This window comes from Prolixibacter bellariivorans ATCC BAA-1284 (assembly GCF_000621705.1).
Lineage (GTDB): Bacteria > Bacteroidota > Bacteroidia > Bacteroidales > Prolixibacteraceae > Prolixibacter > Prolixibacter bellariivorans.
On record NZ_JHXO01000005.1, the window covers coordinates 480,834 to 501,733 of the forward strand.

Genomic DNA, 20,900 nt, shown 5'->3' on the forward strand with positions numbered 1-20,900 from the left:
ACTAATGACTGAAAGTTATGAATTTAATTAGATTTCTTGTACTTATTGTTATGGCTCTGTCGTTGACTTGTTGCACTTCAGATTTTGTTGATATCAATAAGAATCCCAATGCAGTACAGGAAACGCAGGTCTATGCACGTTATATTTTGACTAATGCACAAGTTAGACTCTTTGCTCCTGGTTTTAATTCATATCAGGAAGCTCTTTTGGCGAATGCCGATCGGTATTCTGGCATGTTTTGCTATGGGGCTTCGGACTGCAAGTGGTCTGATGGATTTGGATATACGTTTGATGTCGGTTATACGAATGCAGTCTGGGACTATTTTGAGGGGTGTACAAGTACCATCGATACCTATCTGAAACTTACTGAGGCGGGAGGAAGAAGGGAAAATCCGCTCGCTTATGCGACAGCACTAGTTATGAAGAGTTTGTTTTATCAGAGATTTACAGATACCTTTGGTGAGATACCCTATTCGGAGGCTAGGAATACCCAAATTCTCTATCCTAAATTTGATTCTCAGCTAGACATTTACAAAGGAATTATCAATGATCTGGATACCGCCATGACGCTGATAGGAGATACTGCGGTTACAGGGAGTGGATTCGAAGATTTGGGCTCAAATGACTTATTCTATGGAGGAGACCTTCGTAAATGGAAAAAGTTAGCCAACACACTGAAATTGAAAGTGGCCTTACGTGCCCGTGGTGCATCCGGTGCTTCATTTGTTGACCAAGCTATTAAAGAAGCATTGGCAGATCCATTGCTTACTAGTGCGACAGATAACGTATTGCTTCCTAAAGACAACGTAATTAGCCAGTGGAGCAGTGCCTGCTATGGTGATGTATGGAATAATCTTGGTATCGGTTCAGGCTGGGCAGTTAGTCAATCTTTGATAGACCTGTTACAAAAAAATGATGACCCACGTTTGTCGAAATATGCTCAACCGGCAGCTGGTGGCGATAGCCTTGTTATTCCACATCCTGAATCTGACGATGCGGACATGTATCAAAAGCGTAAGGATTTTATTCTTAGTGTATTTGATGATGTCGGTATTACCTATACCGAACGAATCAATGACAAAAGTGAGACCGTCATTTCGATGGACAAGAATAAATATTATATTGGTCAACCTGTTCGTTTTAATGGTTCTATGCGCGATTATGCTCGAACCGAGTTTTTCAGTACACCATCTCAATATATCATTCAGGCGAAGAACGAGGGACAACCCATTGCTCCTGAGATTGTGTTGACAACAGCTGAATCGTATTTCATGCAGGCACAGGCTGCTTTGGATGGATATGGTTCCGGCGATGCCAATACGCTTTATCGCGAAGGTTTAAAACAAGCGTTGCTGTTGTGGAATAACGGAATTGGAATGAATAAAGATGATTATCTAGCTGCAGTAGATGATTTTATGGCAAATTCTCCAATGGCCAATCTGGATGGCACCAACGATATGCAAAAAATTGCCGAACAGCGTTGGTTAGCTAATTATACCGAAGGTTTTGAAGCGTGGGCCGTTGTCCGTAAACTGGGATATCCTGTTTCACTTGCACAGGGTGTGCAGGATGCGGATATTTTCTCTATGGGTGACTTAGACGGTGCTTACCCGCAACGTATGCGGTATGGTTCCAGCCCGTACAGTACAAACAACGACAATCTGCAGAAAGCAATTGCTGATCAGGGACCAGATGTTCAGGCCACGAAATTGTGGTGGGCAAAATAAACCTAACTTGACCTTTCACTCAGTATCTCAGATACTGGTAGTTTAGATTGTCGAGGGGGCTTCGGCTCCCTCGCTTTAACCATATTAAAAGCGGGATCCTTCAAGGTCCCGCTTTTTGTATTTCTCTTCATCATTTTATTAGAAATCCATTCCACTGCGGTAGGTAGTAGACTGGTCGAGCGGAACTAACTGGCCGGCAAAACGAAGTCTGGCACTGGTCGTCGCGGCATTGACTTCTGCATCAGCGAAGTTGTTTCCCTTATTCAACCGAACTGTTATATCAGCCGTTAAGGCGTTCCCAATAACTGACATCTGGTAGGTGATATTACCATTCTTGTCTTCTGTCATTTTAATCTGGGTCGGCTTTCCTTTCAGCGTGATTCCACCCAGTCCATTGGGACCTGTGTAGCCGTTGAATGCCAATTGCATGTAAGCAGTGTTGTTTTCCAGCGATACAAAATTGGTTTGGTCGCTTACATTGATTAACCGGCCCCATTTGGTGTAGAGACGATTGGCTTCCAATACCCAGTCACCGTTTTCGAGCGCCTGTTTGGCTTGTTCGAATTGAGCCATATCGGCTGCTGTCCGTTGTTTTTTCCTCATTGCTCTTTTCTCCTGGCGCGTCATCATCGGGTCGGAGTTTTGTGCATGTACCTGTGTGACAGTGCCCAGTCCAAGCAGGACACCCATCACCATTATGACTAATTTTGTTTTCATGACGTTAATTTTTTATGTTATACAATTCTTTTGTTTTTCTGCTTTATGAACTTCACTTTTTCTATTGCAAAACTTAGACCATGATTTGTATATTTCTATTGATGAGAGGAATATAAAATTGGTGCATGTGTTTTGACTTGGCAGTGTTTTCGGTCGATTCACGGCTTTTTGTGAACAAGATGTCAGTTGTTGTGATTAATAATTTTTAACGATAGGATGTCGATGATTAGGACTTTTTATCAATTACTGCCGGAAGAAGTGTCGGATCCTGCAAAGCACTCTTATAACTGAGGTTGTCTATCGTCAATCGGTTTCTGGCGTGGTAGTCATAATTGGATGTTTACAATCGAAGAGGTAAGGTTTCTGCTTTTCAGTCAAAATAAAAGCGGGGTTCTTCGCCTCGCTTTCATTTCTTTTTATTCATGCCTAGAAATCCATTCCACTCCGGTAAACTGTCGAATCGCTTGCTGGTACGAGTTGTCCGGCAAACTGAAGCCGGGCACCATTGGTAATTGCATTTACCTGGGCGCTCGCATAATTGTCCCCATTCCCTAGGCGGACGATGATATCAGCAGTCAGTGCATTGCCAATTACAGACATTTGGTAGTATACGTCGCCATTTTTATCGGTACTCATTTTGATTTGGGTAGGCTTGCCTTTCAGTGTGATTCCTCCCATTCCATTTGGTCCGTTATGTCCGGCAAAGGCTAATTGCATATAAGCTGTACCATTTTGTAGTTCGACAAAATTTGTGTTACTATCAACAGGTATGGTGTTTCCCCATTTGGTAATTAACCGATTGGATTCCAGTACCCAGTTGCCATCTTTTAATGCTGCTTTTGCACTTTGAAACATATACTGGTCAGCGGCAATTCGTTCTTTCTTCCGCAGTTCTCTTCTTGCTTTCCGCGACAGGTTCTTTTCAACGTTTGTGTGTGTATCCTGTGCATAGCTTTGTGTCATGGCTCCAAATCCGAGCATGATACTCATCATCATAATAATTACTTTTGTTTTCATGACGTCAAATTTTTATGTAAGACAATCCTGTTGTTTCTTTTCTCTGAAATAGTATTCAGTATTTGTTGCTTACAATTCATACAAAACTTACACCATGATTGCTTGTCATTTTCGTGAAAATAAGCCGGTAGTCTTAGTTTTTTATATGTAATGAATTGTTTATGATTGTTTTAGGCCTGGGTATTGGGCTTCGGGTTGGTAGAGAGAGGATTAATAAATTTTAACCGTTTCCTAATTTTTCGGTCGGATTTTTTTAACGTTCTTTAGCCAACTGGAAAAATTGTCACATTTTCAGCAAACTGTTAAATTGTTACCACTCCGGTAACCGTATAAAAATGAAATATATGAATATGGCTAATCGATTTTTGTTGTTTGTTTTTCTGATGATGGTGATGATGGGAAATGTCCGTGCAGCAACGGAATTTCACATGCAAAAGGGGGAGGGTAGCAAAATTACAACTGAGAATGTTGGTGTATCTGCAAAAACCAATTCCTTGTTGACAACGCAAACCGATGTTTATGATTACTGGCAGGAGAAGATGCAAAAAGACAGTCTTCAGCAGGAGTCCGGAAATAAAACTTGTCCTGTCTTTGTTCGAAAAGCCATTCTTCCTGCCGGATTAATAGCGGCAGGATTGATTACTATGGCTGTTCCAAGTCATACCGCATTAAGTAAATACACCATTCATGAAACCATGCATGGATGGAATCCCGATTTTCATACCACCGCTGATAACTATCTGCAGTTTGCACCGGCTGTTGTAACCTTGGGATTGGGTGCTGCGGGCGTAAAAGGACGTAACGATTTGCTGAATCAAAGCCTGATTTTAGCCAAGGCTGAATTATTGATGTCCATGGTGGTATATGGTATCAAACATGTGTCCCGGGTAGAGCGTCCTTATGGAGGAGTATTCACGTCCTTCCCGTCAGGTCATACTGCGCAGGCATTTCTTTCTGCCACTTTCCTGGCCAAAGAATACGGTCATATTTCCCCGTGGATTAGTGTGGGAGGTTATGTTACCGCTACCGGTGTTGGCGTCCTGCGCATGATGAACAACAAACACTGGATTTCGGATGTACTGGCCGGGGCTGGTATCGGAATTCTATCGGTGGAGTTTGTATATCTCACACATCAACACCGCTGGGGAAAGAAAAGTAACCTGGTGTTTGCTCCGGCGATGTATCACAAAGGCGGCGGTGTTTCGCTTGCTTATACATTTTAAAGAGATTCGGGAAAGCAAATCTCTGCTTCGTTGATCAACAATTTTTTAATACAATCAAAAGAAAATACATCATTGGCTCTTTTTCTCAGGTTTCGAAATTGAATCTGAGCTGAAGTGGATAGTTATTGATGTGCCAATTTTTGAAAATAGGGGATGCGAAGGATGATGAAAGCTGACTTCGGCATTCGTTTGCTGTGATTGAACTTACTTTTTTCCTGATTTTTTATATTGATAGCCTACGAAACTGAATCAGATGACCTTAACTGAGGCAGCTTGTAAATGCATGTGTATTAACGGTTAATGTTCTGATAATGATTTCAAAGAAAATGTTGGCGGCTTCTGTCGTCATCTATCTCCTGACAATCTCGACTGGATTTTGTCAGTTGAGCGTTAGTGTGGGGTATGGTCTTCAGTGTCCTGGCCGACAGGATTTAAAATTCAGGTACTATGAGAATGGTGTCCTGGTTAAAAACCTGAAAACCTCGAAAGCAATTTCCTCATGGTCGCCTGTGAACAACCTGGATTTGACCTATTGGCACAAGAAGATTGGGTTTGCCGTCAGTTACGTTTACTGGAAGAATGATGGTAAGGGTATTAAATTCCTTTCATCCGAGATTCCCCCCTTTAAACATATGGAGCAGGCGCGCAATCTGTTTTTGCTGGATTTCCTTCATAAGACGGGTATTCCTTTCATACAAAAAACGAAAGACAATAGTGAGTCGTTATACGGCTATTGGGGCGTTGGCGTCGGTGTCGGTATTACAGAAACCACACCCGGTTTGGAAAAAAGTATCAAACCGGCCATGCAGTTACTGTATGGGGTCAACTACAAACTCTACAAGCGGTTGAGTCTTTTTGCCGAAGCAAGGTATTTGCTGGCTCACGATGCCGATAATGCTCCTCCTTTAACTTTTACAGGATGGAAAGTTGACACCTCAGGGCATCCATTTCCGCTCAGGCCACATCCGCATCTCGATACCCGGTTTTATGACCTCCAGGTCGGTTTGAGATTCCGCTTATAAAAACAATCTGTCACACAAATCAAGTTTATTTTTCACAGGTTCTTACAATGAAAAAGATTCAAGTCGTCTTGCTGTTTCTGCTGATGGTTGGAAACAGTGCGTATGCTCAGTCAAAAGAATTGGCACAGGATACCGTCGCGTTCAAGCCACACGGGAAAGTTTTCACCCAGGTTTTTAGCGATTTCACTTACAAAGTAACGAATTACAAGTGGCAGCCCGCTTTCGAAATTTCCAGAGCGTATTTGGGGTATGAGTATTACTTCAGCTCCAAATTTTACGGAAAAATCAACTTTGATGTTGATAATCCAGGCATGGGAAATTTACAGATGACTGCCTATTTGAAAAATGCTTTTTTGCAATACAATAACGAAAAATTGAAGATTGCATTTGGTTTGATTCCGACCAACCAGTTTCGTTTGCAGGAGGCATTCTGGGGACACCGCTACCTGCTCAAATCATTCATGGAACAATATCAATTTGGTTCCAGTGCCGATTTGGGTACGTCACTCAGGTGGCAGGCAACTCCTAAGGCAAGTTTTGATTTTTCGATCCTGAATGGTGAAGGCTACGAGCATTTGCAGTCCGACAGCACACTGATGTACACCGCCGGAGTAACTGCAGTTCCGCTGAAGAACCTGTATGTTCGTTTTTACTTCGACTACATGAAGAAGATAGAAGCGCAAATGACTTATGCAGCGTTTGTAGGTTACCGAGGGAAGAATTTTACTGCCGGGTTTGAATACAACAATCAGCAAGAACATGGCGGAGTTGCTGACCATGATTTATCAGGAATTTCACTCTATGGTACCCTGAAGCTAAAGAATAACTCAAACCTGTTTTTCCGTTACGATAAGTTGATGTCGAAACACATTGGCGGGGTACCGGATGGCTGGCATGTAATTGAGGACGGTAGGCTTTATACCGGGGGTATCGAGTTTAATCCGGTGAAAGGCGTGACCATTTCACCCAATATGACTGGTTGGTACCCGGTGCACGACACGCACCATATCATCACCGGGTTTCATTTAAATGTTGCTTTCAAATTCTGAACCTCCCGTGGTGACTGACTGAGTGTTATTCAGGATACCGGATGAAGAGAGGTGGTGTCCGGTGCGTTGTGGCATGAAAATCATGTGACATTCTTATGCCATGGCTTCAGGGGAACGAAAAATCATGTGACATTCTCGTGCCCTGGCCTCAGGGGACATGAAAATCATGCGACATTCTCATGCCCTGACTCCGGGGAAACGAAAAATCATGCGACATTATGTTGCCGTAGCTCTGCGGGAGGGAAAATACCCATGAATTTCCCGGGGAGCAGCTATTGTCTGAAACAGAATGAGCCGGGGATGATTCCTGTTTTCATCGTGTCAACAGGAATTCCTTTGGCCGTAAGCCGGTAAACCAATCCTTGTTGCAGGTAATCGATGGCATCGCTCACATAAATATCCGAATTTTCCGGATCGACCCCGAGGCCGTAATAAATGGTTCCGGGGTTTTTTAATACCGGCGTTGCCGGAAGTTGAGATGCCGTGACGGGCATCTGCCATACATCGTTGTTGATGAAATACAATGTGTCGCGCGTAGCGTTAATGCTCAAATCCGAAGCAATATTGTCGGAGTTAAGCGCGAACGATTTCTCGATTTGTCCGGTTTCCGGATTTGCCTGTTGTAATTCGGCCTGGCCGCCCGATGTGGTACTCCCATAATTCCCGTCGCACAGTACCCAGAGCTGGTTGTTCTTGTCTTTCACCATGCTTTTGGGTTGCTTACCTACCTTGATTTCCCCGGTAACGGCATCCGTCCCGGTATCTATTTTCAGGATGGTATTGTCGGACGACCAGCAGGTGACATATAGTGTGCTGCCGATCTGTACCATCTGTTCGGTGGATGCATGGCCGGGCGTTGAAATGCTTCCGGTAATTTGAAAGGTAACCGGGTTGAAAATGGTGATGGCCGAGGCATACAAATCGGTTACATAGGCCTTTTCCTGACTGACAAAATGGATATAGCGCGGCGAGGTCAGTCCGGTGATTTTCCCGGAGTATTTTCCGGTTGCAGTATTAATGATGTAGATTTTTCCCGAATTGTTGATGGCAATGTATCCCAGCGAGTCGAGAATGCTCATCGATTGGGCCACATCGCCTAACGGGAGGGCATTGGTCCGGTAAAACAGGTTATTGGTGGTTTCGCCGGTAGTTATATCGTAAAAGGAGAGGGTAGCGTTGCCCGACATGAAGTTTCCTTCGTTCACGATGAATACGCCGGAGCCGGATAGCACCTGGTCGGACTGTCCCTGCCGGTGTGCATCTATCCAGGCATTGTCGTTCATGCATCCCGTTAGGAATAAACTTACCAGGAAAAATGCAGCCGATATGTGGAGAAAATTTCTTTTCATTTTGTCATTCTTTAAAAGTCGAAGCGAACCAGCAGTGTATAATTCCGGCGAGGCATGGGACGTTGCAACACGGTCCGGTACTCCTCGTTGAACAGGTTGAAAATTTTGAATTCCAACCCTAACCGGTACGTCTTCCAGTTCCAGTCTTTACCGGCAAACAGGTCGTTCATTAAATAGGGGTAGAGGTAATCGAGCGACGTGGTTTTCTCGTTGCTGGTGGTGGTGTACCGCTCACTGTAATAGTTCCATTGGTAAGTAACATGGTATCCTTGCCGGGAAAGATTGACCGACAGGTTGGCTGAGTGTTTTGGAATAAAAGGCAGTTGTTTTCCAATGGATTCGTCGGCCCAGTTCACCGGATCGGCATGATTGATGGAGCGGGTGTAAGCGTAATTCCCGTTGATATGCCAGTGCCACGGTCCTTCCCCGCCTTTCAGCGAAAGCTGGTATTCCAGGCCACTGGCATCTACTTTCTTCATGTTCGAGGGCTCCCAGTAACCTTTGTTGGTGGGCAGCCAGATAATCCAGTTGTCGATTTTCGACGTGTAGGCAGTTAGTGTTGTATATAGGTGAACGTGCGCGTAGTTTTCCTCGTAAGTGAGCCCTAAATCGCCGGTATAACCTTCTTCCGGTTTCAGATCTGGATTTCCTCCCGGGATGTAGTACAAATCGTTTAGCGAAGGCTGGTGGTAATTGCGCGCTACATTACCTTTCAGGTAGAGGTTTTTCTTCTTCAGCAGTTTATATTCCAGTCCCAGCAGCGGCATGATCGGAGCTGCTTTTTGGTCGTAGAGATCCTGCCTTACCAGGAAGGTGGAGGTGAACCGTTTCCCGAATTTTTTGCTTAGCTGCAGGTGAGCCGAGCTTTCGAGGCGTGTTTTGTGGTAACCAAAGTCGTTGGCGAGCGGAGCGTAATTTTGGGAACTCACCTGGTACCGGTCGACATCGATTCCGGCGGTGACCGATAAATCCTGATTTTCCCGGTAGGTGAATAATGCTTTATTGAACCAGCTTTGGGCATTTGACCACGAATTGACGACAACTTGTCCTGATGTGCCATTGACATTGGCCTTGAGCCAGTAGTTCATCTTGTCGAAATTCAGTCCGCTGCTGACCTTCAGGGAGGTTTTTGTGCCATAGTGATTCCATTCGGCGACAGCCCGGTGAATCTGGTCGGTTTGCCGGTTGACGCCGCCATCGCCCGAGGTTTCGTTGGTCATTAGTTGCGGAATGCTTCGCGAATTGTGCTGATACCAGTAATGACCCGAAATGACATCCTTATCGTCGGGCCGGAAGTAGATTTCCTGCAATACGCCGTAATTGCGGTAATCGGCATTTTTGTTCTGCTGTTCCGGATAGATGTATTTTCCGGTTTCCGGGTCGATAGTCGCAATGAACTTGTTCCGATAGGTAAAATTGTTGGCCGACTGACTGAGGAAGGCTTTGGTTTTTGATTGTATTTTCCGGTTTCCGGCTTTTACCTGGAAGAATTCGTCGTACGATTGGTAGCTGCCAACACCGGAGAGGGCGCTTCCTGAAAACCGGTTGTTCCAGTCGACATCGCTTTGCAGCTCGATAGTGCCGCCCAGTGCTCCGCTTTTCTCGGTGAGCGAACCGGAACCGTGCAGGATGCTGACTTTGTCGACGAAATAAACCGGGATAGTAGAGAAATCGACCATTCCCAACATGGGAGAATTCAGACTGATACCGTTCCATTCTACCTGCGTGTGCGAAGGGGCGGTTCCCCGGAAGGAAGCGGTTGCCAATGCTCCGCGCCCGTAGGTTTTGATGAAGATGGGCGTGTTTTCGGAAATAAGTTCCGAAAGGGTTGCATTCATGGCTTTTATCATGGCCATCGAATCGACATCTGAGCGAATCAATCCGGCTTCTTCTTTTTTCTGCAGGTGCTTGCTGACAACGGTGACCTCTTTAATTTTCAAGGTGTCCGATAGCGACTGTGCGTAAAGTTCCTGGCAAAGTGGCAGGAATAGCAGGAATATGATGGGAAGACGCTTCATGAATTTGCCACACCAATCTGTTGTGTGTATATCTGGCTCAGAATTAGTTTGCATTGTCCAGCATATTCAGGTCGACAGCGCCGCTCACCTCGGTTGATACTTCGTTCAGCCATCCTGCAATCTGGAATACGCTGCTTTGCACTTTAATGAAATCGATGCCATCGAGATTGGCCGGCGAACCGTCAGCATTAACTGCATTGGAGATGTCAAACCTGTTGGCTTTCATTTTGGTATCGTAATCCTGATTGTTGTACGTTTCGGCATAGCCCCAGGTAAACAGGTTGTCACGCAAGGCCCAGCTTTCGGTGCTGCTGTCGGTACTGGTATTCACATAAGCGTTGGGAAGCCGTTCGCCATCGAAGGTCACTTCGGTTTTATCGCCGTAACCGGCCCACCACCAGCTATCGGTGCCGTAGTTAGGAACCAGTTCGCCTGTGTTGCCCTGGTTATCTTTCCAGGTTACATTGCCACCGTCGGCAGGCTTATAGTAAGTTACTTCATAATTGTGAATCGTTTCTGTATTGTCATATTCACTGCCTTTTAGCTGAAGCCAGGCTCCGTCGTCGGGCTTTCCGTTTCCGTTGGTATCCTTCATCACGTATACTACGCCCGGCTCGGAGGAAGCACCCGGTTGCGCATAAACGGCAAAATCGTAGCCATCGCTGTTTTTCACCGTATGGTCGAAACTGGCAATGATGTATCCGCCCCAGCCGCCCAGGTGCACAAAGCTCTTTCCATCGGCCCATGGTTCGCCAACAAAATTGTCGCTTTCGTTGGTGGTTATACCGGATGCGTGCTGACCGGGGCCATATTGATAATCGAACACTTTTGTGATATAAGGAGAAGAGGTAACTGTTACCTTGAATTGGGTTGAGGCCGCTCCCTGTGTCGTGGCTACTTTTAATTCGATTTGATAAACACCCGGAACATCAGAGCTGAAATTGTAGGTTTGTTCCTGTGATACCACTTGCCCGTCACTGGTCCAACTATAAGATGCACCATCGGCATTATTAGCTTGTGCCACTAGCGAAAGTTGCTCTCCAGCTGCTACTTCGTATCCCTGAGTAGGAATATTCATGGTGATTTCTGGTAGAAGTGGGGAGTCGTTTTTGCTGCAGGAAACCAGGAAAAAAAGTCCTGCAAGCAGCATGTAGCTTAAAAGAATTGGTTTTTTCATAAGACTTAAAATCAATTGTTTGATATTGAGTAATTGATTTTAAGCTAAGGGGAAGAAAAACAAACTGGCAATGGTTGTCTTCACGCTTTTGATCCCGAAAGCTTAAACCAACCTGGCAGGTCTTCTGACTTATTCCGATTTTCGGTTGCCTTCCCGTTTCTTTAACAGTGGCTTCGTAACCGAAAACTTACTATTCTGCTAAAAGCAGAATCGGAAATTACAGCAGCGGGTACTGTTCCGGATTCTCACCGGATTCCCTTTTCATCCCCAACAATATGGGAACCAAGTTGTCGCAAAATTAGCAAATATTTTGGATGGCTGGAAGTGAACCAAGCGGATTGTTTTGCACATTTAATTTTAATAACTCAATTAGCTTCCTGTACCGGAAACTCAACAATGAAGGTGGAGCCTTTCCCCGGTTCACTTTCTACATCGATTTTTCCTTTTAGCAAATTCACTGATTGCTTTGCTATAGCCAGGCCTACTCCCGAACCTTCAATATTTTCAGTGGCTTTGGCGCGATAAAAATACTCGAAGAGTTTTTCCTGGTCCTCTTTCGAAATACCAACTCCTTCGTCGCGAACAGAAACTTTCAAATTACCATTGGCATAACCGACAGTTAGTTCAACGGTTTTACCCTTATCGGAATACTTGATGGCATTGGAAATGAAATTCCCGGCAATTTCACGAAGCAATTTTTTGTCGATGAGGAGTTTTTCCGGCAATGAATTGTGGGTGAACTCAACCCTGTGGTGTTTGCCTACTCCTGATTGGTAGAACTGGATCATTTTGTCCAGAAATTCAATAATATTAGTCGGTTCGGGATGCGTTTCATTCAATGTTTCGTATTCACGGAATTTAAGGATATCGGATAGGTGACTGCTCAGTAGATTAACCGACTCCTTTATCAAAGAAAAATGACGTGGTGATTTGGCCCGTAGTCTGTCGTTGTCCAAATATCGTTCGAGCAATTCGGTCGAACTGAAAATGGTGGTTAAGGGCGTTTTGAACTCGTGTGAAATCGTGGTGACAATTTTAGCCCGAAACTCATTGATCTCTTTCTCCTTTTCCAGTGCTTTTTCAAGCAGAATATTTTTCTCTCTTAGTTGTTCCGTCCGTTTTGCCACCTTTTCTTCCAGAATACGGTTCATGTTTTTCAGTTCATTCTCCGCCTTTTTAATGAGCGAAATATCGCGGAAGGAGAAAATGTAGCCGCGAAATTCGTTTTTATCATCGCGAATCGGAGCCAGACTGTATGAAATCGGAAGGTGTGTTTTATCCTTACAGATGAGAACTGCTTCATTATAAATAGTCTCTTCCGGCCCGGGTTTTTCATCTCCTTCCGGGAAAAGTGGTTTCCCCTTTTCGTCCTCGAGATTGAGTGCTTTCCGGAAATTGATGTTTTGAACTTCTTCTAATTGAAGACCAGTTAGTTTTTCCGCTGCAGCGTTGAAAAAAATAATGTTTCCATTCTGGTCGGTTGAAATAACACCGTCGGCTATGCTTTTCATGGTAACCGACAGTAGTTCTTCATTTTCCCTGAGCTTTTCCGTCATGGTGTGCCGGAAGATGGCCATTTCCAGTACCATGATTAGGTTATCGGCCTGGAAAGGTTTGATGATATAGCCGGTGGGGTTGGTTTTCAGTGCACGGGAGAAGGTTCGCTGGTCGTCGTCACCGGTGATGTAAACAACGGGAATATTTAATTCCTGTTGGATCAATGTTCCTGCTTCAATGCCGTCCATCTTGCCTGGCATCTGAATATCCATAAAAATGATATCGGGATTTAGCTCGTACGCAATTTTTATGCCTTCTTCGCCGTTATTGGCTATAGGAAGAACATTATAATCGTTCTGACGCAGAATGTTTTGTAAAAGTCGCGCCGAAATTATGTCATCATCAACGATAAGAATTGAGTGTCGCATATCTTTTACTCTATTATTTTTCTGTAAATTTAACTAACGATTTGCAAGTGTTGTTTCCTCAAAAACCAAAACCAAAGCTAAAAATATACACTTTGATTAACCTTATGAGCAACCCCTTTAAAAACATCATCCCACTGACATTATTGTGTTTGTATGCATGTTTTTCTCAGCCAGCATATGCACAATCAAGCATTTCGGATTCAAATGAACCCGAGATTGTTGCTATTGATAAAGGAGTGCCGGGGTATTCCAGGATTGTGGCTTATGCCGACTCTATGCTGATATTGCATTATCGGTTACGTGATGTGTATTCCGAAGCTTTCGATACAAGTCAGGTAGACGACCTTTTTTCCGTTCGGTTTTTATCCGACAGCCTGAAAGAAGGTTTTGATTCATTTTACAATTACCGGATTAAGCGTTTGAAACGCGACTATGGTTTGCGGATTTCCGGATATTACAACTATAACTTCAAACCAGGATTTGCTGACGAAGAGGATGTGTATTACAGGCAACGAGCCTACATCGGACTCGACTGGAATTTGTTAGGTAACAGTGGACTGTTTGGAAATCAGCTGAAGGCGAAGGAGCTGAAATCTGCCTTGCAGGTGGATCAGCTCGATCGTTCACAACAAACTGCCCGCGACAATTTCTTGTATCGGTACAATTACCTCATTTATGTTTTCAATAGCGAAAAATTGCGACTGATTGCTAACCGTCTAGACCTTCTTCACGGACTTGAACAGATCTATCATGAGCTTTTTTACGTCAGACGGGTTAGCTGGGAAGATGTTTTGAAAGTAAAAGGACTGGAATCGCAAATGAAGTCAATACAACGTAGCTACAACGATTACAACTATCAGCTGGAGCACCACGTATCGGCCTATGATGAATTACCTGCTGAAAAAGACAGTCTTCCTTTTTTGGATGTGGATCCGGCGCGGATGATGGTGCTATATGAAACCCATTCGGTAGACAGTTTAAAGGATGCAGTCTATCTGGCAAATATCAGGACGAAATACAAAAGCCTGGAGGGGTGGAGTGTGCGGCCCTTTATTCGTTATAACTTCCAGCAAGGTGTAGATGACAGCTGGCGTAAGTACGGTTCAGCAGGTGTTTCTGCAGCTATTCCTTTGCGATTTGGTCCGTCAAGTGACCGGCTGGCAGAGGCGGAAGAGATGATTTATGAAGCAAAGGAGAAGGACCGGATTTCTCAGCGGAAGCTGGACTTGTTCAATTACTTCTACGATCATCAATATAAAAAATACCAGTTGCTGGAATTCTATTTCAAACGTGCGCAGATAGAAGAGCGTATCCGAAAACAACAGGCATTTCTCCGGCTGAAAAGCCCGGCATTCAGCCCGGTTCAGCTTCTGACCGACATCGATCAGAAACTGGCTGTAGAAACAGAGCTGGTTGATTTGAAAAAGCAAATGTACCTCGATATACTGAAAATTCAATCGGTTTTGAACGATGTGCCAGTTACTTCGTTTACTCAACCGATGGAAATGAATGAATATGTTAAACGGTTTTCCGGAAAACGGTCTGTTTATATCTGGTCAAATACGTTCTGTCGGATGGATATCCATACGTTGATTGCCGATTTGGATATGAATGAAACGCGTGAAGTGCTTCTTTCGCCAGGTTCATCATGTGCTACCGGAAAGTTAGCGGCGTTTCTGAATCAAATAAAGGCAGAAGGGATTGAGGTGTATGATTTGATTGGAAACAACCAGTTGATTTTTGATTCGACTGAACAAATTAACCAGCGGCTTCAGGAGGCTGTCGACGAAGGATTCAACGGAATTCATCTGGATGTTGAACCGCAGGCGCTACCGCAGTGGGATTCGCTGAAAGAGGAATATCTGGCCCGACTCGTCGATCTTTATTCGAAGGCACATGTATTTGCTGATTCGCATAACCTGAAATTTTCCGTTTCGATACCGGTATTTTTCCCGGAAAATTACCTGCAAGAGATCTATCGTAACAGCGATCAGGTTTTTCTGATGGCTTACGGCTCCAATAAAGCATCCACGATCATCAGACGGATTTCCGAGGAAGTAGCGATCGATCCGCAAAAAACGGTACTGGCTGTAAGGCCCACTGATTTTGTCACTCGTTTGCAGATGGAATCGGTTATTGAAAAAGTGCTTGATTCTACTGGTGTCAGAAAAGTTGCGATTCATGATTTAAAATCGCTACACATGATGGATAAAGTACAATCTTTGGGCGATACTTCCGTTTTTAAAGAGTATTCGGCATTGAATAACCCAGAGGGAAAAGCCATATATCACTTGCAGGTTGCAGCTTCAAAATACTGGGTGGATCCGGCTGAAATTACAAAAGAATTAGATATTAAGGAAAATCTGATAGTTGTCCATCAGGACGGATATTACAAATATTGTATACGAACCTTCGACAGCCTGCAAAAGGGGCTTGCAGTTATGAAGGAGTTTCGCAAAATACCCCGTTTTTCAGGTGTGTTCCTGTTGAGAACTGATGTTGAAAAGCAAACTGTGAATTGAATTGAAGAATTTTGTTTACTAACTAATCTGTAGCGTCTTGAAATCGTTTAGATACAATAAAAATGAAAAAGTAATCAGGGGTTATAAGGAAGAGCCTCTGCCGAAACACCGGGTCAACTGGGATCGGATTATTTATCTGATCGTTTTCTTTATTATCCTGACCAGTCTGGTGATTTACATTTTTCGCCGAACCTATTTCGTCTCTTCTTTCGGAGAAGTTATCACCAGTAAGTTCGAAGTGAAATTCTCGGATGATGTGAAGATAATTAAATACATGGTCAGTGAGAACGACCTGGTCAAACCCGGAGATACCCTCTTGATTGTGCGTCCGGAGATTTCTCCAAAGGATACCCTGGGGCTGATTACAAGCCAACGTGATGAGCGAAATACTGACTGGATAGAGCGTGAGAAAATTACAACTCAGAAAAATATCAGTCTGAAGAAAATTGAGCTGGAAAGAAGTAAAGCCGAGTATGCTAGCCGCGAAAAGCAATTACAAGCGCAACGAGATGAAGTTTATCTCGGCCTGTCTAATGCAAGTGTTTTAACTACGACCAACGAGAATTTGCAAAGTCTGAAGTCGGATGAGAAAATGCTTCGGGAAGAGATCCGATATCTGAACACCTATTTGATTCGCCTTAGAGAAATGGAAAGAAAACGGATCACCGTTTCCAGTCAGACGGTGGTTGTGCCACAAAACGTTGCTTATGTTTCACCGGTGGAAGGAATTGTTAGTCAGATATTGTCACGTGAAAATGAGGTGAATTATCGACAGGAAGTGGCAATGGACCTTATCAATTTGAATAAGGTTTATATCATGGCGTACCTCGAGCAGGAGTATTTTCAATACTTCAAGGTAGGAGATACGGTTGGAGTGAAATTTGGTAACGGATTGAAGAGCCTGGGGGTAATTAACAACATTTATATGAATACGGCTGAGTTACCCAGTGAATTCCATAAAACCTATCAAAAAACACCACGGACCGTTTTGGCCCGAATCATTCCTGTCAATGCCAAAAATGTGAACGATTGGAAGCCTTATTATAAAATGGGAGTTACCATATATCGTCCTAAGATGTTTTACCATTGGTGGTTGAATTATAGAGAGAAGCATGTCGATGATGATTCATCGAATTAACCGGAAAATCACAAACTAACTAACGGGCAGTAGTCTATTTAAAACGAATGCTTATGATTCCCGGAGGGAAAAAAATACAAAATGCAGGTAGTTTCGAAATCTTTTTGATTACGGATTACCAGGATCAGGATATCCGGAATTTTGCGCTGGCCGATGCATTAGTTCTCGACTGGCAGCAACCGGATCATGCTAAGGCTTTATTAAAGGAAATTCGATCTTCATTCATCGAATCGATCTATTTGTTGCCGGTATTTATTTTTAATGCCGACGGTATCGTGGGAGACACGGAAAGAGCACTCTCCGACGGAGAATTGTCCGTGATGCAGGAAGAACCTATCGTGAAAGTCATCCGGCAGGTGAAAAAGAGAAGAGAGGATTTTACGCCGCATGAGACAAATAGTTCTGAAAACCGGATACTCACGAAATTATTCCGGTATATGTATACCAGGGATAAGGCATTGAACCCGGAGGTGGATGTAGCGGCTCACATGGGCTATGAATATCCACTGATTAGGCTTCATTACCCGGCAGGCGAGTCGATGGAGATGCTAAAGATTCTCAGACGAGGTACTGATACCGACTTTTTTCAGGGTACGTTTGTCGATAAGACCCACGTTTGTCCGAGCTGTCATTCGGGACACCTGAATCTAAGGGAGGTCTGTACCAAGTGTGCTTCGGCCCATATTTCATCTGAGAGTCTGATTCATCACTTTGTTTGTGCCTATATGGGGCCAGAAGGTGATTTTATGACGAAGCAGGGATTGGTTTGCCCAAAATGTAACAGGCAGCTCAGGCATATTGGAGTCGACTATGATAAGCCTTCGGTTATTTATCGCTGCCATGATTGTCGCCATGAATTTCAGGAGCCGGATATTACAGCTTTGTGCTTGAACTGTAAAACCGTAACGCCGGTAGAAAATCTTAAGGAAATCGTACTTGATAAATACCTGCTGACTGATTTGGGCCGTGACGCTGCTCGCTCCGGCATAAAAGTGGAAGGTGAGGAGCGTGAGTTTACGATTCCCGGATTTGTGAATTTTGGAACGTTTTTAACTTTCCTTCGTTTCGAGATAGAGCGTGTTAAGGTTTCGGGTAAAGAGAGCCAGATGGGAAGTGTCAGTTTAAATTTGCCAGCCCGCTTGCGTTCCAATCGCCAGCAATTTGAGCGATTGGTACTCGATATTAGCGACTTTATCAGGAATAATACCGATTCCAGTGATATTCTTTCCTTTGCCAGTGATAATACTTTCTTCATGATTTTCCCGGAGAAGGGAGATATGGCAGTGGAAAAAATGCTGTATGATTTCAGAACTTCGATTGAGAAATTGCTGGTCAATACATTTGAAGATGAGTCCGAGTGGAACCTGGCAGCTCAGTTCGAAACGCTGAATGCAGACACTGAATATAATACGTTGATTAACCAGGTGAAAACCATCTAACCCTGTTTGAATGATTGAATTCTGGCAACGATTTTTTGACTTTTGGCTGAATGTCCCCCCCGAACGGATCGTCAGGCTTTTCTGGTACTTCTTCTTACTGGAAGTACCCAGATATTTGCTTTTCGACCTGATTGTGGTGATACTTTTCATGCTGAAACGGTTGTGGAATTCACCATCCTATCAGGCGGCCAATAACCAACTGTTTGCCGAAAATCCTTTGATTTCCATTATTGTCCCCGGAAAAAATGAAGGAAGACACATCCCCAAACTGGTGGAGAGCCTGACAGAGCAGACTTACCAGAATTATCAGCTCATCATCATCGACGATGGCTCAGACGATAATACGCCTCTAATTTGCCGCAAACTGGAGCAAGAAGGAAAAATTGATCTTTTTCTTAGAAATGAAGAGCGAGGTGGAAAAGCAAGTGCGGCTAATTTGGCACTCCGTTTTGCCAAAGGAAAATATGTCGTTCATCTTGATGCAGACACTTCTTTCGACCGGGATGCTATTGAAAAGATACTTACTCCGTTTTATACCGATCCGGAGATTGGAGCAGTTGGGGGAAACGTAAAAGTACGAAATGCCAAAGAGGCTGTTATTGCCGGATTCCAGGCAGTCGAATATTTGCAGACCATCACCATGGGGCGTATGGTAGCATCTTATCTGGGTATTTACAAGATTGTTTCCGGTGCGTTTGGCGCTTTTCGTAAGGATTTGATTGATCGCGTTGGCGGTTGGGATATTGGTCCGGGCCTCGATGGTGATATCACGGTTAAAATCCGGAAGATGGGTTATCGGATTGTTTTTGAGCCACGCGCCGTTTCTTTGACGAATGTTCCAATTTCAATAAAGAAACTCACGAATCAGCGTTTTCGATGGTCCCGTTCTATGGTCAGGTTCCGCCTGAGGAAACACGCCGATATTTTTGTGCCCGATCAGAACTTTCAGTTTCGCAATTTTTTCTCGAGTGTCGAAAACTTGTTTTACAATGTTGTTCTGGATGCACTTTGGTTTTACTATGTTATTCGGTTGGTTGTTCAGAATCCGGATATCATTTTTCTGATGATAGTGATGAAGATGTTCCTCTACGGCATGAGTAATTTTGTTCAGGTGATTTTGGTGTGCCTGATGTCAGAGAGAGGAAGGCAGGAGATTAAGCTGGTGATGTATATTCCATTCATGTCCATATACGATGGCTACTACCTTCGCATTGTTAGAACGATTGCCTATTTCCGCGAGTGGCTTACATCGTCATCTTATAATGATGCATGGAATCCGAGTAAATCCTCGGTACAGGCTAAAGAGCACCGCCTCTGATTATATCAGAGGCAGGCTTATTTTTATAATGGTTCCCTGGTTGGGGGCAGAGTTGATCTTTAACGTACCGTCGAATAATTCGATGACCCGCTTGGCATTATGCAAGCCCAACCCTAATCCACTTTCACTTCCTTCACGTTGTTCGTAATCGACAAAAGCACCGGCTTTCAGAATTTGTTCGTCGCTCATTCCAATTCCTTCATCCTCGATGGAAAGACGGTATGCACTGTCGTCCGTTGTGGCTACCAATTTGACATCGGTTTTGCGAGTCGAGAATTTAAAAGCATTTTCGACCAGTTCGCTTACAGCCATCTCTAGCAGGTCTCTTGGAATCCGTACCTCAGCATCGACAAGAGCCAGACGAAGGTCGCTTTCACGTTTTGCTTCCTTGGCAACCGATTGAGCTGTTTGTTCAACTACTTCATAAACGCCCTGAGTAGCTGAATCCTTAAGTGTTTTCAGTTCTTCAGATTTGTTCGATAAAGCTTCGAGACGGTAGAATACCAATGTTTTGGAAACTGTTTTCCGGAGTTTAATTCCGGCTTTCAAAATCATGTTGACAAAGTCGACAATCTCCTGTTTTTCCATGTTGGGATATCCGGTAGCAATCAACTCAGAAAATCCAACGATTGCTTTCATTGGATCCTGAAGTTCGGAAGCGAAGGGTAATCCGATACGGTTGGTCAGATTTTTCACCGCTTCGTCAGCTTTTTTCTTCATTGCACCGATGCGTTCCAGACGTGTGTTTACAGCATCCAGAAGCTGTTCAATGGTAAATGGTTTGGGGATATAATCATCAGCTCCCAGCAACATACCTTCGCGGATATTCTCTACAGCACTTTTTGCCGTGAGAAAAATGAACGGAGTAGTTGCCGTAATTTCATTCTCCCGAAGCTTTCTAATCACTTCATATCCGTCCATCCCGGGCATCATAATATCGCATAGAATTAAATCGGGCTGAATTTTGCGGGCCATTTCCACGCCAATTTCCCCGTTCTCTGCGGTATGTGGTTCGAAATTTTCTGCTTCCAGTATTTCGGCAATATTCTCGCGTACGTTTTCGGTATCCTCGATAATCAGAATTTTTGCTTTCATCTGTGTTGTATTTGTGTTTAATCGCCAGATGTAACTCCTGAAATCAGTTCTCAAGGTGTTGCATTGGGAAGTTAAGTTTGATGCTTTTTATAACACTAAGTGATTTAGTTGATTAACGCTTTCGTATTATTAACGACAAAATAGCGATTTTATTGGGAATACAT

15 protein-coding genes and 1 riboswitch are annotated in these 20,900 nt (G+C 43.9%); of the genes, 8 read left to right on the forward strand and 7 right to left on the reverse strand.

Annotated features, from left to right (window positions below; genetic code table 11):
- The first annotated feature begins 17 nt into the window (after positions 1-17).
- Entirely contained in the window at positions 18-1,727 is a 1,710-nt protein-coding gene (locus T426_RS0105185; RefSeq protein ID WP_025864566.1) for a SusD/RagB family nutrient-binding outer membrane lipoprotein, read from the forward strand.
- Positions 1,728-1,865: 138 nt separating this feature from the next.
- Here T426_RS0105185 and T426_RS0105190 read toward each other — a convergent pair whose 3' ends face one another.
- Together T426_RS0105190 and T426_RS0105195 are read right to left on the reverse strand one after the other, a co-directional pair.
- A complete protein-coding gene (locus tag T426_RS0105190; protein ID WP_025864567.1) occupies positions 1,866-2,444 on the reverse strand; it encodes a DUF4251 domain-containing protein in 579 nt (192 codons plus the stop codon).
- A 426-nt stretch (positions 2,445-2,870) separates the two neighbouring features.
- Complete coding sequence (locus T426_RS0105195) at positions 2,871-3,461, reverse strand: DUF4251 domain-containing protein (protein WP_025864568.1); 591 nt, start codon at positions 3,459-3,461, stop codon at positions 2,871-2,873.
- Between the two features lie 350 nt (positions 3,462-3,811).
- Here T426_RS0105195 and T426_RS24960 point away from each other — a divergent pair, with 350 nt between their 5' ends.
- The 3 genes from T426_RS24960 to T426_RS24965 all read left to right on the forward strand — a co-directional run bounded on the left by T426_RS24960 (position 3,812) and on the right by T426_RS24965 (position 6,755).
- Positions 3,812-4,684 carry a phosphatase PAP2 family protein gene (locus T426_RS24960; RefSeq protein ID WP_199898585.1) on the forward strand — a complete coding sequence of 291 codons (873 nt, stop codon included), beginning with the start codon at positions 3,812-3,814 and terminating at the stop codon, positions 4,682-4,684.
- Positions 4,685-4,995: 311 nt separating this feature from the next.
- On the forward strand, positions 4,996-5,706 hold the full coding sequence (locus tag T426_RS0105205) for a hypothetical protein (RefSeq protein ID WP_027585373.1): 711 nt from the start codon (positions 4,996-4,998) through the stop codon (positions 5,704-5,706).
- 47 nt (positions 5,707-5,753) lie between these two features.
- The gene (locus T426_RS24965) at positions 5,754-6,755 is read left to right on the forward strand and encodes a hypothetical protein (RefSeq protein WP_025864571.1); all 1,002 of its coding nucleotides are present in this window, start codon (positions 5,754-5,756) and stop codon (positions 6,753-6,755) included.
- A 272-nt stretch (positions 6,756-7,027) separates the two neighbouring features.
- Here the strand turns inward: T426_RS24965 and T426_RS0105215 are convergent, their stop codons facing one another.
- The 4 genes from T426_RS0105215 to T426_RS0105230 form a co-directional block, all read right to left on the reverse strand.
- A complete protein-coding gene (locus T426_RS0105215; RefSeq protein ID WP_199898586.1) occupies positions 7,028-8,104 on the reverse strand; it encodes a YncE family protein in 1,077 nt (358 codons plus the stop codon).
- Between the two features lie 11 nt (positions 8,105-8,115).
- Positions 8,116-10,176, reverse strand: coding sequence for a TonB-dependent receptor (locus T426_RS0105220; RefSeq protein WP_027585375.1), 2,061 nt, complete (start codon positions 10,174-10,176; stop codon positions 8,116-8,118).
- Positions 10,166-11,299, reverse strand: a complete 1,134-nt coding sequence (locus T426_RS22820) for a PKD-like domain-containing protein (protein WP_025864574.1) — start codon at positions 11,297-11,299, stop codon at positions 10,166-10,168. Before T426_RS22820 ends, T426_RS0105220 begins: the two co-directional genes overlap by 11 nt.
- A gap of 97 nt (positions 11,300-11,396) precedes the next feature.
- Positions 11,397-11,601: riboswitch (cobalamin riboswitch) on the reverse strand.
- 63 nt (positions 11,602-11,664) lie between these two features.
- The gene (locus T426_RS0105230; protein ID WP_025864575.1) at positions 11,665-13,224 is read right to left on the reverse strand and encodes a hybrid sensor histidine kinase/response regulator; all 1,560 of its coding nucleotides are present in this window, start codon (positions 13,222-13,224) and stop codon (positions 11,665-11,667) included.
- Positions 13,225-13,328: 104 nt separating this feature from the next.
- Between T426_RS0105230 and T426_RS0105235 the strand changes: the two genes are divergently transcribed.
- The 4 genes from T426_RS0105235 to T426_RS0105250 are packed head-to-tail and all read left to right on the forward strand — an operon-like array spanning position 13,329 to position 19,641.
- Entirely contained in the window at positions 13,329-15,746 is a 2,418-nt protein-coding gene (locus T426_RS0105235) for a hypothetical protein (protein ID WP_027585376.1), read from the forward strand.
- A 37-nt stretch (positions 15,747-15,783) separates the two neighbouring features.
- The gene (locus T426_RS0105240) at positions 15,784-16,884 is read left to right on the forward strand and encodes an HlyD family secretion protein (protein WP_025864578.1); all 1,101 of its coding nucleotides are present in this window, start codon (positions 15,784-15,786) and stop codon (positions 16,882-16,884) included.
- A gap of 53 nt (positions 16,885-16,937) precedes the next feature.
- Entirely contained in the window at positions 16,938-18,323 is a 1,386-nt protein-coding gene (locus T426_RS0105245) for a TackOD1 domain-containing metal-binding protein (protein ID WP_027585377.1), read from the forward strand.
- A 10-nt stretch (positions 18,324-18,333) separates the two neighbouring features.
- Positions 18,334-19,641 (forward strand): glycosyltransferase family 2 protein, encoded by a 1,308-nt coding sequence (locus T426_RS0105250; RefSeq protein ID WP_025864581.1) that lies wholly within the window; start codon positions 18,334-18,336, stop codon positions 19,639-19,641.
- On the opposite strand, the gene T426_RS0105255 is transcribed toward T426_RS0105250, so the two are convergent.
- Positions 19,642-20,736: a hybrid sensor histidine kinase/response regulator gene (locus T426_RS0105255; protein ID WP_025864582.1), complete on the reverse strand. Its 1,095-nt coding sequence runs from the start codon at positions 20,734-20,736 to the stop codon at positions 19,642-19,644.
- Between the last annotated feature and the right edge of the window lie 164 nt (positions 20,737-20,900).

Bases quoted from the DNA above. Each gene is read 5' to 3' on its own strand.
- T426_RS22820 (WP_025864574.1), bottom strand. From the start codon at position 11,299: ATGAAAAAACCAATTCTTTTAAGCTACATGCTGCTTGCAGGACTTTTT.
- T426_RS24960 (WP_199898585.1), top strand. From the start codon at position 3,812: ATGGCTAATCGATTTTTGTTGTTTGTTTTTCTGATGATGGTGATGATG.
- T426_RS0105190 (WP_025864567.1), bottom strand. From the start codon at position 2,444: ATGAAAACAAAATTAGTCATAATGGTGATGGGTGTCCTGCTTGGACTG.
- T426_RS0105255 (WP_025864582.1), bottom strand. From the start codon at position 20,736: ATGAAAGCAAAAATTCTGATTATCGAGGATACCGAAAACGTACGCGAG.
- T426_RS0105215 (WP_199898586.1), bottom strand. From the start codon at position 8,104: ATGAAAAGAAATTTTCTCCACATATCGGCTGCATTTTTCCTGGTAAGT.
- T426_RS0105195 (WP_025864568.1), bottom strand. From the start codon at position 3,461: ATGAAAACAAAAGTAATTATTATGATGATGAGTATCATGCTCGGATTT.
- T426_RS0105220 (WP_027585375.1), bottom strand. From the start codon at position 10,176: ATGCAAACTAATTCTGAGCCAGATATACACACAACAGATTGGTGTGGC.
- T426_RS0105235 (WP_027585376.1), top strand. From the start codon at position 13,329: ATGAGCAACCCCTTTAAAAACATCATCCCACTGACATTATTGTGTTTG.
- T426_RS0105230 (WP_025864575.1), bottom strand. From the start codon at position 13,224: ATGCGACACTCAATTCTTATCGTTGATGATGACATAATTTCGGCGCGA.
- T426_RS0105245 (WP_027585377.1), top strand. From the start codon at position 16,938: ATGATTCCCGGAGGGAAAAAAATACAAAATGCAGGTAGTTTCGAAATC.
- T426_RS0105250 (WP_025864581.1), top strand. From the start codon at position 18,334: ATGATTGAATTCTGGCAACGATTTTTTGACTTTTGGCTGAATGTCCCC.
- T426_RS0105205 (WP_027585373.1), top strand. From the start codon at position 4,996: ATGATTTCAAAGAAAATGTTGGCGGCTTCTGTCGTCATCTATCTCCTG.
- T426_RS24965 (WP_025864571.1), top strand. From the start codon at position 5,754: ATGAAAAAGATTCAAGTCGTCTTGCTGTTTCTGCTGATGGTTGGAAAC.
- T426_RS0105185 (WP_025864566.1), top strand. From the start codon at position 18: ATGAATTTAATTAGATTTCTTGTACTTATTGTTATGGCTCTGTCGTTG.